The 13848-nt window shown below is 65.5% G+C and carries 16 protein-coding genes and 1 other RNA gene; 8 read left to right on the top strand and 9 right to left on the bottom strand.

The window, feature by feature from the left end:
- Positions 1-38: 38 nt before the first annotated feature.
- The 6 genes from M622_RS31570 to M622_RS31545 form a co-directional block, all read right to left on the bottom strand.
- Entirely contained in the window at positions 39-1424 is a 1386-nt protein-coding gene (locus tag M622_RS31570; protein WP_021249661.1) for a DUF3426 domain-containing protein, read from the bottom strand.
- Positions 1421-2323, bottom strand: coding sequence for a 50S ribosomal protein L11 methyltransferase (gene prmA, locus M622_RS31565; protein ID WP_021249660.1), 903 nt, complete (start codon positions 2321-2323; stop codon positions 1421-1423). Before prmA ends, M622_RS31570 begins: the two co-directional genes overlap by 4 nt.
- Positions 2324-2329: 6 nt before the next feature.
- Positions 2330-3688 (bottom strand): acetyl-CoA carboxylase biotin carboxylase subunit, encoded by a 1359-nt coding sequence (accC, locus tag M622_RS31560; RefSeq protein ID WP_021249659.1) that lies wholly within the window; start codon positions 3686-3688, stop codon positions 2330-2332.
- A 7-nt stretch (positions 3689-3695) separates the two neighbouring features.
- Positions 3696-4148, bottom strand: coding sequence for an acetyl-CoA carboxylase biotin carboxyl carrier protein (accB, locus tag M622_RS31555; protein ID WP_021249658.1), 453 nt, complete (start codon positions 4146-4148; stop codon positions 3696-3698).
- Between the two features lie 375 nt (positions 4149-4523).
- Positions 4524-5072 (bottom strand): TlpA family protein disulfide reductase, encoded by a 549-nt coding sequence (locus M622_RS31550; protein ID WP_021249657.1) that lies wholly within the window; start codon positions 5070-5072, stop codon positions 4524-4526.
- Positions 5069-5617: a hypothetical protein gene (locus M622_RS31545; RefSeq protein WP_370696040.1), complete on the bottom strand. Its 549-nt coding sequence runs from the start codon at positions 5615-5617 to the stop codon at positions 5069-5071. Before M622_RS31545 ends, M622_RS31550 begins: the two co-directional genes overlap by 4 nt.
- A gap of 141 nt (positions 5618-5758) precedes the next feature.
- On the opposite strand from M622_RS31545, the gene mpl reads away from it, so the two are divergent.
- On the top strand, positions 5759-7111 hold the full coding sequence (mpl, locus tag M622_RS31540) for a UDP-N-acetylmuramate:L-alanyl-gamma-D-glutamyl-meso-diaminopimelate ligase (RefSeq protein ID WP_021249655.1): 1353 nt from the start codon (positions 5759-5761) through the stop codon (positions 7109-7111).
- Positions 7112-7138: 27 nt separating this feature from the next.
- Here mpl and M622_RS31535 read toward each other — a convergent pair whose 3' ends face one another.
- Genes M622_RS31535 through M622_RS31525 form a run of 3 tightly spaced genes read right to left on the bottom strand, consistent with a single transcriptional unit; the run spans position 7139 to position 8885 of the window.
- Positions 7139-7819 carry a BON domain-containing protein gene (locus M622_RS31535; protein ID WP_021249654.1) on the bottom strand — a complete coding sequence of 227 codons (681 nt, stop codon included), beginning with the start codon at positions 7817-7819 and terminating at the stop codon, positions 7139-7141.
- Positions 7819-8412, bottom strand: a complete 594-nt coding sequence (locus M622_RS31530; protein ID WP_021249653.1) for an SIS domain-containing protein — start codon at positions 8410-8412, stop codon at positions 7819-7821. The genes M622_RS31535 and M622_RS31530 overlap by 1 nt, the downstream gene beginning before the upstream one ends.
- A 44-nt stretch (positions 8413-8456) precedes the next feature.
- Positions 8457-8885, bottom strand: coding sequence for a YraN family protein (locus M622_RS31525; RefSeq protein WP_031346963.1), 429 nt, complete (start codon positions 8883-8885; stop codon positions 8457-8459).
- Between the two features lie 45 nt (positions 8886-8930).
- Here M622_RS31525 and rsmI point away from each other — a divergent pair, with 45 nt between their 5' ends.
- The 7 genes from rsmI to ftsL all read left to right on the top strand — a co-directional run bounded on the left by rsmI (position 8931) and on the right by ftsL (position 13847).
- Positions 8931-9809, top strand: coding sequence for a 16S rRNA (cytidine(1402)-2'-O)-methyltransferase (rsmI, locus tag M622_RS31520; RefSeq protein WP_031346962.1), 879 nt, complete (start codon positions 8931-8933; stop codon positions 9807-9809).
- Between the two features lie 93 nt (positions 9810-9902).
- A complete protein-coding gene (gene pyrC / locus M622_RS31515; RefSeq protein ID WP_021249649.1) occupies positions 9903-10937 on the top strand; it encodes a dihydroorotase in 1035 nt (344 codons plus the stop codon).
- A 12-nt stretch (positions 10938-10949) separates the two neighbouring features.
- Positions 10950-11387, top strand: coding sequence for a hypothetical protein (locus M622_RS31510; RefSeq protein WP_021249648.1), 438 nt, complete (start codon positions 10950-10952; stop codon positions 11385-11387).
- Between the two features lie 25 nt (positions 11388-11412).
- An RNA gene (rnpB, locus tag M622_RS39375) (RNase P RNA component class A) lies at positions 11413-11840 on the top strand.
- 368 nt (positions 11841-12208) lie between these two features.
- Positions 12209-12652 carry a division/cell wall cluster transcriptional repressor MraZ gene (mraZ, locus tag M622_RS31505; protein WP_021249647.1) on the top strand — a complete coding sequence of 148 codons (444 nt, stop codon included), beginning with the start codon at positions 12209-12211 and terminating at the stop codon, positions 12650-12652.
- Positions 12649-13587 (top strand): 16S rRNA (cytosine(1402)-N(4))-methyltransferase RsmH, encoded by a 939-nt coding sequence (rsmH, locus tag M622_RS31500; protein WP_021249646.1) that lies wholly within the window; start codon positions 12649-12651, stop codon positions 13585-13587. The genes mraZ and rsmH overlap by 4 nt, the downstream gene beginning before the upstream one ends.
- A complete protein-coding gene (gene ftsL, locus M622_RS31495; RefSeq protein ID WP_031346960.1) occupies positions 13584-13847 on the top strand; it encodes a cell division protein FtsL in 264 nt (87 codons plus the stop codon). The genes rsmH and ftsL overlap by 4 nt, the downstream gene beginning before the upstream one ends.
- The last annotated feature ends 1 nt before the right edge of the window (position 13848 follow it).

Genomic DNA, 13848 nt, shown 5'->3' with positions numbered 1-13848 from the left:
CCGGGGGTAGAGCTGGTGCTCAGGGGTAGAGCTGGTGCTCAGGGGTAGAAGATGTAGACCCGGTAGCCGGTCGGTGCGAGATCCGGTACGGTAAATGCAATGCGTGCGCTGACCGCCTTGTGGCTGGCGAAGGACGCGGCGCCCTGGGCTGGGCTGCGCTGATCTGGCGGCAGCCATTCTTCGGGTGTGAGCACACGTCGTGCGATCGGCGAGTCCCCGGCGTCGGTGAGGGTCAGCTCCAGATGCGGCCAGGTTTGCGCATATTCGGCGCGGTTGTTCACCGTGGCGTGCAATACGTACTGGCCCGGCTTGCCGGGTTCGGACTGCAGCTCGGACGCATCGAGCGCGATCAATCCGGCGTCGCGCGGGAAGGGAATCTCGCACCCCAGCGCGGCGCAGGCCTGGGTCATGAGCGGGCGCAGGCCGGGCAGCGCGCGCGCGATCTCCATGCGGTAAAGATAAATGCACTGTACGGCCAGCACGCCGCCGAGCACGCCCGTTGCCAGCGCGCTCAGGGTGCGTAGCAGGGGGCTGGCAGGTTTGCGCAGCCGGCCGTACTTGGCGTCAAGGTGTTCGACGGCGATGTAGGCCGGCTTGATGTCGGTCCGTGCCCCCTGCGCGGGCTCGATCCCGGCCGCTGCGTTGGAGCCGAAGTCGGGGTCTGGGCCTGGGTCAGGCCGGATGGGGGTGTTGGGGGCGGAAACGGGGCTGGCAGGCGTCCGTGCGCTCTGCGCGCCTTCGATCGTGCCCTGAGGCGCTGATGAAAGCGCCGCTGCCGCCCAGGGCTCGTAGGCCGTGGACGGGCCCTCGTGCGCTTGCGGCCGCTCCGGGGCGGCGCTGTAAGTGGTGCTGAATGTCGGGTGCGCTGAGGGTTCGGTACGGGTCGCGTCGCTCGCGGGGCGGCGGCTGCTGCGCATGACTTCGGGCATTGCCGGCGTACGCGCGGTCGTGGGCGAAAGGTCGTCCACGGTATCGAAACTGAGCTCGGGTGCGGCGTGCCAGAGCGCTGTGTCCGCAGCCGAGGGGGGGGGCGAGGATGCCCTCGCAGGGGGCTCGCCTGCATGCAATGCAGACGCAGATGCAGGCGTCGCAGGCTGAGGGCGCGGCTTCTCCTCGAGGATGATGAAATCGAGCGCAGGCGCCAGCGCGTCGGGTTCCGGCGTTGCATGTGCAGCGGGAGCCGGCTGCAAGCTCAGGTCCGGCGCCCGCGCCGAGGGTGACGGGCTTGCGGGTGCAGGCGGAGCAGTGGGTGCGGAGGGCGTGGGGGGCGATTGGCGGCTCTGCCCGCGCTGAACGATTTCGTGATCGAGGGCGTTGAAGGGGTGGAAGCAGTGGCCGCAGCGCACTTCGCCGCGGCGTGCGTGCAATTGCTCGGGGCCGAGCCGGAACACGGTCTGGCAGGCGGGGCAGCGCGTCAGCATCATGCCGTGGGGCGCTGCCCCTCGAGCCGGATCCAGCCTTCGTGCGTCGCCCCGACCTGCAGGGCGATGAACGGCGCCCAGGCTTCGATGACTTGCGCTGCCTGGGTTTCGAGCACGCCCGAGAGTGTGACCCGAGCACCCGGCGCGACGCGCGCTGCAATCGCGGGGGCGAGCACGCACAAGGGGTTGGTGAGGATGTTGGCGACCACGATATCGAAGCAGTCGCCGAGCGGCACCCCGGAATGCTGCAGGCGGATCGAGGTGGCATTGCGTCCGGCGTTGTCACGCGCGGCTTCGACTGCTTTTTCGTCGATGTCGATGCCCAGCACTTCGCCAGCGCCGAGCTTGGCCGCGGCGATCGCAAGAATGCCCGAGCCACAGCCGTAGTCGAGCACGCTGCAGCCCGGCGTGATGTTGTCGCACAACCATTCCAGGCAAAGCTGGGTGGTCGGGTGCGAGCCGGTGCCGAAAGCCATGCCGGGGTCGAGCTCGATGTTGATCGCCGAGGGCTCAGGGGCGGTGTGCCACGAAGGCACGATCCACAGGCGGTCGTTGATGCGAATCGGCTCGAACTGGCTCTGGGTGAGCTGCACCCAGTTCTGTTCGGCGACCTCGGCGGTGGTGAACGGTGGCACGCTGGCAAGGCCGGCGGCCTGCGCCGCGCTGGCGAGCAAGGCCTCGAGTTCGTCGGCTGGAGTGCCGCCGTCGATGAGCGCGATCACGCGGCTGTGGTCCCACAAGGCGCTGGGAAAGTGGCCGGGTTCGCCGAATTGCGGGGTCTCGGCAGCGGTGCCGGCGTCGGCATCCTCAATGGACACCGACAACGCGCCGGCCTCCATCAGCGCATCAGAGAGCGCTTCGGCCCGTGCCGCATCAGCCTGCAGGGTGACCGCGATCCACATCAGCGTTCAGCCCTTCACTTCGTTGCGGTTGGCCAGCTTGTGTTCCAGATAGTGGATGCTGGTGCCGCCTTCGTTGAAGCGCGGGTCCAGCATCAGCGTCTGGTGCAGCGGGACATTGGTCTTGATGCCTTCGACCATCATCTCCGACAAGGCGATGCGCATGCGACGGATGGCCTGGTCGCGGGTGTCGCCGTAAGTGATCAGCTTGCCGATCATGGAGTCGTAGTACGGCGGCACCACGTAGCCGTTGTAGACGTGGGAGTCGACGCGCACGCCGGGCCCGCCGGGGGTGTGCCAGTTGGTGATGCGTCCGGGCGAGGGTGTGAACTTGAATGGATCCTCGGCATTGATGCGGCATTCGATGGCATGGCCGCGGAACTCGATGTTGCGCTGGCGCAGCCACAGTTTCTCGCCAGCGGCGACGCGGATCTGCGCCTGGACGAGATCGATGCCGGTGATGTATTCGGTGACCGGGTGCTCGACCTGCAGGCGGGTGTTCATCTCGATGAAGTAGAACTCGCCGTTCTCGAACAGGAACTCGAAGGTACCGGCGCCACGATAGCCAATCTTGCGACAGGCTTCGGCGCAGCGTTCGCCGATCTTGGCGATGAGCTTGCGCTCGATGCCAGGAGCGGGTGCTTCCTCGATCACCTTCTGGTGTCGACGCTGCATCGAGCAGTCGCGCTCACCCAGATAGATGGCGTTGCCATGCTGGTCGGCGAGCACCTGGATTTCGATGTGGCGCGGGTTCTCGAGGAATTTCTCCATGTATACCGTTGCATTGCCGAACGCGGCCTCCGCTTCGGCACGGGTGGTGGCGACGGCGTTGAGCAGCGCGGCTTCGGTATGCACCACGCGCATTCCGCGTCCGCCACCGCCGCCCGCAGCCTTGATGATCACCGGGTAAGCGATGGCGCGGGCGATCTTGACGATTTCCTTGGGGTCTTCAGGCAACGCACCTTCGGAGCCCGGAACACAGGGCACGCCTGCTGCCTTCATGGTGTCCTTCGCCGATACCTTGTCGCCCATGAGGCGAATGGTGTCCGAGCGTGGGCCGATGAAGACGAAGCCCGACTGTTCGACGCGCTCGGCGAAGTCGGCGTTCTCGGACAGAAAGCCGTAGCCGGGGTGGATGGCTTCGGAGTCGGTGACTTCGGCGGCCGATATGATCGCCGGCACGTTGAGATAGCTCAGCGACGATGCGGCAGGACCGATGCAGACCGACTCGTCGGCGAGGCGGACGTATTTTGCGTCGGTGTCGGCTTCGGAATGTACGGCCACCGTCTTGATGCCCAGCTCGCGGCAGGCACGCAGGATACGGAGCGCGATCTCTCCGCGATTGGCGATGAGGACTTTCTCGAACATGGCGCGCTCAGCCGATCACGAACAGCGGTTGGCCGTATTCGACGGGCTGGCCATTTTCGACCAGGATGGCCTTGACCACGCCGGTGAGCTCGGATTCGATTTCGTTCATCAGCTTCATGGCCTCGATGATGCACAGGCGCTCGCCGGCGGCAATGCTCTGCCCGACCTCGACCAGCGGCTTGGCGCCGGGGGAAGAGGCGCGGTAGAAGGTGCCGACCATCGGTGACTTGATGAGCTCGCCTTCGGGCAGGGCCGGGGCAGTGCCTTGTGCTGGGGCGGCTGCGGGTCCTGTACTCGCGGTCAGCGCAGGTGCAGCGGCGGGTGCAAGGTAGGCGGTGGGGGCAGCGACGCCAACCTGCTTGGCGATGCGGACCTTCTCCTCACCTTCGGTGATTTCCAGCTCTGAAATTCCCGACTCCTGGACGAGGTCGATGAGTTTCTTCAGCTTGCGCAGATCCATGCTATTTCTCCGTACTGGACGACACCGTGTCGCGGTGATCGTCGACGATCAGGGTTCTCGTTGCCACGTCCGGGCGCCGACCTGTCGGTCGGTGGCCTGGGGTCGTGCTGGGCGGTGAGGGTGGTGTGAGCTGAGGGCGCGCACCGAGTCAAGGCTGAAACACCAGCAGGACAGGGGCTGGCATTTGCATCATCATGGTCTGGCAGGCGCGGCCGACAGGCAAAGAGCCTTGGTCCTGCGGTCGGCAAGGGCGCGTTCCGGGTGCCGGAGTCGCGCGTGGTTGCTGTCTTTTGGCCGCGTGTTGTACGCCTCATGGCGGCGAGTTTGCAGCAAGTTGATGTAATTTGTCCAGATATGCGTGTTCGGCACGGGAACTCAGGAGGCGAGCAGTGCGCGGATTTTGCCTTCGAGTTCCTCGCGCTTCAAGGTGCCGAGCTTGATGTGACGTACCTTGCCGTCGCGATCGATGATGAGGGTGAAGGGCAGTGCGCGCGCCTCATTGCCGAATCCGGCGGCCAGCGTCAAAACCTCAGGGCCGGCGATCAGCAGCGGGTAGGGGACCTTGAACTCGTCCCTGAATGCGCGCACCTTGTCGGCGCTGTCGATGCTCAGGCCAATGAACTGCACCGGTTCGCCAGCCAGGCTCTGGCTGGCAGCAGCGAAATCGGGTATTTCCTTGCGGCAGGGCGGGCACCAGGTCGCCCAGAAGTTGGCAACGATGACCTTGCCGCGCCACTGCTCCAGAGCCTGGAGTTGGCCTTCGGTGTCCGCAAGCCTGAGTGCAAGCAAGGCGTTGACGGTCTCGAGCGGGACCTCGCGCGTCTGTGTCGTGGTCGTGGTCGGGTTGCGATTGGCGAGGTAGCCACCGATGCCTGCCGCTACGGCGACAGCGACAATCAGTGCCGTTTGCAGCTTGCGTTTCATGGTTGGGTCCTGTTGTTGTCGGTCGTGTCGGGGTCGTGCAGCAAGGCCTCGACCTGCGCCAGGCGTGCGCGCTCCTGGCCACGCCGGCTGCCGCGTTCGACGCCGGCTGAATAGATGGAAAGGCGCACGGGGACCTCGTTCCAGTCGAAGCTGAGGACCGCTTCCGGAGTGTTGGGGGCGGGGCGGCGGGGTTCGCGGTGCTCGTAGTGGAAGTCCTGATTCAGGAAGAAGATCTCCACTTCCTTTGCGCTTTCGGGGAAGAGATCGATCTCGAGCTCGGAGTAACGGCCTGCCGTGCCGTCGAGCGCGCCGCCGGTCAGGTAGGGGCGAAAATCAGCGAGCAGGCGCATGACTTCGACGGCGGCGCTGCGCATCTCGAACAGGCGCTCGGACTGCTCCTCGTCCTGGTACAAGGCCTGCCAGGCGCGCAGTTCGGCTTCGATTTCGGCGTTGTTGGGCAAGGCGTCGGAAACCGATGCGCCCAACTGCCGGGCTGCCTTGCGCTTGGCGAAGCCAAAGTCGCTGATGCCGTCTTCGGCCATCATGCGCGCAGCCAGGGCGGCGATCTCGCGTCGCAGGGGGCTGTTGCTGGGAGCGTGTGAGTGCATGACAAGGGTCGGTTAGAATGCCGGCCAATTCTACACCGCCCGGTTTGATCCGGATGACGGCCTCTCGGAGTCCTCCTCATGCATATCCACATTCTCGGCATCTGCGGCACTTTCATGGGGGGCGTGGCGCTGCTTGCGCGTGCCGCCGGCCATACGGTCACCGGCTGCGATGCCAACGTCTATCCGCCGATGAGCACCCAGCTCGAAGAGCAGGGCATCGGCCTGGTCGAAGGCTATGACCCGGCGCAGCTTGAACTGGCGCCCGACATGTTCGTCGTCGGCAATGCGGTGGCGCGCGGCAATGCGCTGCTCGAAGCCATTCTTGACCGTGGCCTGCCCTATGTTTCGGGTCCGCAATGGCTGGCCGAGCAGGTGCTGGCGGGACGCTGGGTGCTGGCGGTGGCGGGCACGCATGGCAAGACGACGACGACCTCGATGCTGGCGTGGATGCTGGAGGACGCCGGCCTGAACCCCGGCTTCCTGGTTGGTGGCGTGCCGCAGAATTTCGGCGTGTCGGCACGATTGACCGAGTCGCCTTTTTTCGTCATCGAGGCCGATGAGTACGACACCGCCTTTTGCGACAAGCGCTCGAAGTTCGTGCACTACCGGCCGCGCACCGCCATCCTGAACAATCTCGAGTTCGATCACGCCGATATCTTCAATGACCTGGCTGCAATCGAAACCCAGTTTCATCACCTTGTGCGCACCATTCCTGCTGCCGGCCGGGTGCTCGCCAATGCACGCGAGGACAGCCTCAAGCGCGTGATCGAACGTGGCTGCTGGTCCGAGCTGGAGTGGTTCAACGACGCCGCACAATGGACGGTGGGCGCGGGTGACAGCGAGGCGGAAGCGGTATTCAGCCTGGGCGGCGTGGAACAGGGTCGGGTGCAGATGGCGCTGGCGGGCAGCCACAACCGTGAAAATGCACTGGCTGCGGTCGCCGCTGCGCGTCATGTCGGTGTCACGCCGGCGCACGCCATTGCCAGCCTGGCGCGCTTCACCGGCATCAAGCGCCGCATGGAGTTGCGCGGCACCGAGAACGGGGTGCGGGTGTACGATGATTTTGCCCACCACCCGACCGCGATTGCGCTCACCGTGCAGGGCTTGCGCCGGCGCGAGGCGCAGGGGCGCATTCTGGCCGTACTCGAGCCGCGCTCGAACACCATGAAGCTGGGGGTGATGAAGGCGCAGTTGCCGCACAGCCTGAGCGAGGCCGATGCGGTGTTCTGTTACGCCAATGCGCTGGGCTGGGATGTCGCCGCCGCCCTGGCGCCGCTGGGCGAGCGGGTGCGGACCCATGCCGTGCTCGATGAGCTGGTGGCCGAGGTGGTGGCTGCAGCCCGCCCTGGCGATCATGTGCTGGTGATGAGCAACGGCGGCTTTGGCGGCGTGCATCAGAAGCTGCTCGATGCACTTGCCGCTGTGTGCTGAGCCGGGTCGAAGCGGGCTTGCCTGTGCTTACTGCTTGCGCGCGCCGACCGGATTGTCGAGCCGGCGTGCCTCTTCCTCGCTGATGTATTCGAACACCCGCACCACCTTGCGCACACCCTTGCTCGTGCGCGCCACCTCGGCGGCGGCGTCGGCCTCGCTGCGGGTCACCACGCCGAGCAGGAACACCACATTGGCTTCGGTGACGACTTTCACGTTGTGTGCCGAGAAGCTTCCGCTATCGACGAAACGTGCCTTGACGTTGGAGGTGATGAGGGTGTCATTGCCACGTGCCGTGAGCGCTGAATTGGGACCGATCGCGACTTCGTTGATCACGCCACGCACGTTGTCGACGCTGGCCACGATGCGATCGAGTTCGCTGCGTACGGTCTCACTGGGGGCTTCGCCGGTGAGCAGCACATTGCGGTTGTAGGAGGTGACGTTGATGTGGACGCTGTCGCCGAAGCGCTCGCGGATGCGGGCGCCGACTTTCCATTCGATGCCTTCGTCCTCGACGTAGGAGCCACTTGTGCGGCGGTCGGAAAGCATCGCCGCGCCCGCGCTGACGCCGGTGGCCACCACCGGGAAGCAGCCCTGCAACAGCGGCAGGGCGGCGGCGGCAAGCGCACCGAGCATGAGACGGCGGCGCGTGCCCTGCACCAGGCCGTGGGAGGCTGAGGCGGGGGTGAGGGCGGGGGGCAGGTGGGGCATCAGTCTTCCACTCCAAGTAGTAAACAGTCGATACCGTCGCACAGGCAATGCAGGATCAGCAAGTGCAACTCCTGAATGCGTGCGCTGCGTTCGGTGGGGGCGCAAAGGTGGATGTCCCTGGCCGTGAGGTGTTCGGCAATGCCCAGGCCATCGGCGCCGCTGAGCACGATGATGCGCATGTCGCGTTCGTGAGCGGCGCGGATCGCCTCGATGATGCGCGGCGAGTCACCATGCGTGGTCAGCGCCAGCAGGATGTCGCCGGCCTGGCCGAGGGCGAGGATCTGGCGTGAAAAAGGGCTTTGCGGGTTGGGGGCGCTGGGGCTGGGCGCCAGCGTCGATGCGTCTGCGCTGAGTGCGAAAGCGGCAAGCGAGGGGCGCTCGAGCTCGAAGCCGTTGACCAGCTGAGCGGCGAAGCGGCGGGCATCGCCCGACGATCCACTGCCGCCGCAAACCAGCACCTTGCCGTTGTCGAGCAAGCTCGCGGTGATGGTCTCGATGGCGCCGGCGATCGGCGCGGCCAGCAGCTCCAGGGCCTCGAGCGTGGTGCGCGTGCTGTCCTGAAACTGGCTTGAGATGCGCGCGATGAGATCCATGTTGCGTTCGTCATTCGATGGGCGGAAAAGTCTAGCATGCCCCTTCAGTCGGCATCGAAGGCGCCACGTAGCCAGGTGAGCTGGGCGTCATCGAGCGCATCGAGCAAGACCGCATCGAAGCGGCAGGCGGCCGCTTGAAAGCGGCGCCCCGCGCCATTGAGCCAGCAGCGCGCGGCCAGCAGCACGCGCCGCTGTTTGGTGATGGTGATGCTCTCGGCGGCGCCGCCGAAGCGCTTGTTGGTGCGCAGCCGCACCTCGACGAAGATGACGCTGCTGCCGTCGAGGCCGATCAGGTCGACCTCGCCGCCGCGACAGCGGACGTTGCGTGCGATGATGCGTACGCCCCGGGTCTCGAGGTGGCGCGCCGCCAGGTCCTCGGCCATCTGGCCGCGCGCTTGCGTCGCGCCCGGAGAGCCACCGACAATGTCTTCCGCCTCTGTGGGCACGCGTGTAGTGCGTCTGTGCGTGCTCATTCGAATGTCTTCATCAGCTGCCTGCCGGGTATCGCATCCATCGCCATGAACTCCACCATTCCGCTGCCAGAGAACCCGCTCTCAAGCACACCGTCATTATATGTAGTGGCGACGCCGCTCGGAAACATCGGTGACATGGGCCTGCGCGCGATTGCCGTGCTCAAGGCAGTCGATGTGATCGCGGCCGAGGATACGCGCCACAGCCAGCGCCTGCTCGATGCCTACGGCATCAGTGGCCGCATGCTTGCGGTGCACCAGCACAACGAGCAAGAGGCCGCCGGGCGGGTGATCGACATGCTTGCGGCAGGGCAGCAGGTCGCCTTCATCACCGATGCGGGCACGCCCGCGGTGTCGGATCCGGGCGCGCGCCTGGTCGCTCGCGTGCGCGCGGCCGGGCATGTCGTGGTGCCGGTGCCGGGGCCGTGCGCGGCGATCGCGGCCTTGTCGGTGTCGGGGTTTGCCGAAGGCGGGTTCCGCTTTGTCGGCTTTCTGCCGGCGAAGTCGACGGCGCGCGTTGCGGCGCTGCAGCCGCTGCGCGATGAGGCTTGCGCGCTGGTGTTCTACGAGGCGCCACATCGCATCGCCGAGTGCGTCGCCGACCTGCTGGCAGTTTTCGGTGCTGAGCGTGAAGTGCTCATCGCGCGCGAGATCACCAAGCTGCACGAACAGATCGTGAGCATGGCGCTGGCTGACAGCACGGCCTGGTTCGCCGCCGACTCGAATCGCAGTCGCGGTGAGTTCGTGCTGGTCGTGGCGGGCAAGCAGGCTGACGCCGGGCTGGAGGCTGAGGCCGAGCGTGTGCTCGCGCTGCTGCTCGGCGAGTTGCCGCTGAAGAGTGCGGCACGGCTCGCGGCGGAGATCACGGGCGCGTCCAAGAACGCGCTCTACGCGCGGGCGCTCGAGCTGCGTGAGGGCGGTGGTTGATGCAAGCTGCGTGCGCGGGGGTGAACGCCGTCGGCTGCGCCCAAGCTGGGTGCGAGCGCCTATAATCGGGGCCTTGGCTCAAGGATAAGCACAATGCAATCGATCACCCTGATCCGCCCCGACGACTGGCACCTTCATGTCCGTGACGACGCTGCGCTTGCGGCCGTGGTCCCGCACACGGCTGCGCGCTTCGGTCGTGCGCTGATCATGCCCAATCTGAAGCCGCCGGTGAGCACCACCGCCCAGGCCCTTGCCTATCGTGAGCGCATTCTTGCCGTGGTGCCGGGCACGCGCTTCGATCCGCTGATGAGCCTGTACCTCACCGATGACCTGGAGCCCGACGAGATCGATCGTGCGCTCGCTGCCGGCCACATCGTTGCCGCCAAGCTCTATCCTGCCGGGGCCACGACCAATTCCGCAGCCGGGGTGACGGCGATCGACAAGGTGTATCCGGTGCTCGAGCGCATGGAAAAACTCGGGCTCGTGCTCTGCGTTCACGGTGAGGCGACGGGCGCCGATGTCGACGTGTTCGATCGCGAGCGCGTCTTCATCGAGCGCACCTTGTCACCGCTGGTGCGGCGCTTCCCCGGGCTGAAGATCGTGTTCGAGCACATCACCACGGCTGAAGCGGCGCAGTTCGTGCGTGCTGCAGGCAGTCATGTCGCCGCCACGGTCACCGCTCATCATCTGCTGCTGAACCGCAACGCGATCTTTCAGGGTGGCGTTCGCCCGCATCATTTCTGTTTGCCTGTGCTCAAGCGCGAGACTCATCGTGAGGCCCTGGTGGCAGCGGTGACTTCCGGCAATGCGCGCTTTTTCCTCGGCACGGACTCGGCTCCGCACGCCCGCAGCACCAAGGAAAATGCCTGTGGCTGTGCAGGGTGTTACACCGCACATGCCGGCATCGAGCTCTATGCGGAGGTGTTCGATGCGGCAGGCTCGCTCGACCGCCTCGAGGCCTTTGCCAGCCTCAATGGCCCCGCTTTCTACGGCCTGGCGCCGAACACGGACACCATCACCTTGCAGCGCGAGAGCTGGACCGTGCCTTCCCACTACCCCTACCTCGGTGACGACCCGCTTGTGCCCTTGCGTGCTGGCGAAACGCTCGCCTGGAAACTCGCTGACTGAAGAGGATCGTTCATGCGTATCGGTATCTCCCGCTTTCGTCGCGCGCTCCTGCTCACGGCGCTGTTGCCGCTGCTGGCGGCGTGCGAAAACAGTGCAACCGCTTTTATGGTCGAAGGCAAGGAACATGCGCTGATCCTGGTGCGTGAGCAGAAGGTGTTCTGGACCGATGAGGTCAAGCAGGCGGTGATTGCGTCGCGCCTGCCCAACTGCCAGAAGCGAGTGACCATCCACCCGGGTGTGCGTGAGCTGGTCGACATGCAGGTGTACGAGGCGGGAGATCGCTTGTGGGCGCTGCATCAGGGCAATCGCTGGTATCTCGCCAGCACCGAGGTGTGTCGCGTGCAGGATTGGGACAACGCGGCCGGCAAGCCGCCCGGGCGTCTGGTCGGAAGTTTCACCCTCAAGGAGGGTGTGCCCGCTTTTGTTTCTGCACCGGCGGACGGGGGCTGACGGGCGCGCGTATAATCGACGGTGGGAAGTTCGCCAGGCAGTCGCTGCGCACCTCGTCGTGCGTGGAGGAAAGTCCGGGCCCCGCAGAGCAGGATGCCGGCTAACGGCCGGGCGCCGTGAGGCGACGGAAAGTGCAACAGAGAGCAAACCGCCGATGGCCCGTGCGAACGGGATCAGGTAAGGGTGAAAGGGTGTCGTGAACTGCGCAAGCAGGTCGCGAGTCGGTGCGAAAGCACCGGCGGGTAAGAGCCCACCGCAGGACTGGTAACAGGACTGGCACGGCAAACCCCATCCGGGGCAAGGCCAAATAGGGGAGCATTGGCGTGGCTCGCGTCGCTCCCGGGTAGGCTGCTAGAGCTTCACGGTAACGTGTCGCCCAGAGGAATGACTGCCCGATGTCGCCGGCTTGCCGGCGGCGTTCGACAGAACCCGGCTTATCGGCGAACTTCCCCACCCCATTTTCGTCCTTGGTGATCCGCCGTTGCCGCGATGCGGCACTGGCGCTGCCGAGTGCATTGATCTCATCGCCTGCACCCCGCAAGGGGTTCGCAGGCTTTTTTGCGCGTGCCTTTTCCCACTCACCCCCACTTTTTGTGTGACGGTGAGCAAGTTCATCTTGTTTGCCAAGCTAACGCACGCTCGCCCTTGATTTTCCAGGCTTTATTGCGTATTGATCAGCGCCGTATAAGTCATTGTGTAACAAGGGAATTCCAGTTTTGCAGCCTTGACCACCCCCATCCTTTCCACTAAAGTGGGTTTAAGTGGAAAAAAGTGGGGAGGAGTGTCATTTCGACGCGCCTCCGTACCGTCAGGGGGAGGCGATGTTCCAGGGGGCCGCAGCGCTCAGTCTCGATGCGAAGGGTCGCCTGGCGATTCCGGCGCGGCATCGTGACGCCCTGACCGCCGACAGCGGTCATGTGGTCCTGACCGCCCACCCTCACGGTTGCCTGCTGGTCTATCCGGTTCCGGCCTGGGTGCCGATACGTGACAAGGTGCTCGCAGCGCCCAGCCTCGATCCGATGTCGGCGATGTTCAAGCGCCTTTTCGTCGGTTATGCGCAGGAAGAGGCGCTCGATGCCGCCGGGCGGGTGCTGGTGGCACCGTCGCTGCGCCAGTTCGCCACGCTCGAGAAGCAGGTCTGGCTGGTCGGGCAGGGCAGTCATTTTGAACTCTGGTCCGACGCCGGCTGGCGCCAGCAGCAAGAGGCCATGCTGGCGCTGATGAAAACCGGCTTGCCGCCCGGCTTTGAGAACCTCGCACTGTGAATGCACCGAACGCCCACGTCACCGTCTTGCTGCAAGAGGCGGTCGACGCACTCGAGATCAAGGCCGATGGCATCTATGTGGACGGCACTTTTGGCCGTGGTGGCCACAGCCTTGCCGTGCTTGAGCGTCTGGGGCCTGAGGGGCGTCTCATCGCTTTCGACCGCGATCCCGCCGCAATCGCTGCCGGCCAGGCGCTGGGCGATGCGCGGCTGACCCTGGTGCATTCGGCCTTCAGCGCACTCGACGAGGCGCTCGACGAACTGGGCGTGGCGCAGGTCGATGGCGTGCTGCTCGACCTTGGAGTGTCTTCACCCCAGCTCGACGATGGCGCGCGGGGCATGAGCTTTCGCTTTGATGCGCCGCTGGACATGCGCATGGATACCAGCCGCGGTCAGACCGTGGCGCAATGGCTGGCGGAGGCTTCCGTCGACCAGATTACGGAGGTCATCAGAAATTATGGCGAGGAACGGTTTGCTTATGCGGTTGCAAAGGCGATTGCAGATGCTCGGACAGGGGGGGCTGTCGCAACCACTGGACAACTTGCCGCGATCGTGGAGAAAGCGGTCCGCACGCGCGAGCCGGGGCAGCACCCAGCGACACGCACCTTCCAGGCTTTTCGGATTTTCATCAATCAGGAGCTCGAGGAGCTGACACGGGTCTTGCCAGTCTGTGTGCGTCGCTTGCGCACCGATGGGCGACTGGCCGTGATCAGCTTTCATTCCCTCGAAGACCGTATCGTCAAGCGCTTCATGCGTGATGAGTCGCGTCCGCCGGTGCTGCCTGCGCGCCTGCCGATCCGCGCCGCCGACCTGCCGCAACCACGGCTGCGCCTGATCGGCAAGGCCATGCGCCCGGGAGCGGCCGAAGTCAGCGTCAATGCGCGCGCGCGCAGCGCCGTGCTGCGCGTCGCCGAACGCACCGGGGTGGCGTCATGAAGATGCGCTTCGATGCGGTGCTGGTGGTGCTGGTGGTGGCGAGTGCCCTGGGCGTGATTTCTGCGCAACATCAGGCGCGCAAATTCTATTCCGAGCTCGAGCGTGAGCAGGTGCGTGCCCGCGGCCTGGAGGTCGAGTGGGGGCAGCTGCAGCTCGAGCAAAGCACCTGGGCTGCCCATGCCCGGGTGGAAAAGCTTGCGCGCGAGAAGCTGGGCATGCGCCCGCCCGCGCAAGGGCAGGTCATGGTGGTGGAGCCCTAGT

It is taken from the genome of Thauera terpenica 58Eu (assembly GCF_000443165.1).
GTDB classification, from domain to species: domain Bacteria; phylum Pseudomonadota; class Gammaproteobacteria; order Burkholderiales; family Rhodocyclaceae; genus Thauera; species Thauera terpenica.
This window is presented reverse-complemented; position numbering and strand designations above follow the sequence as displayed.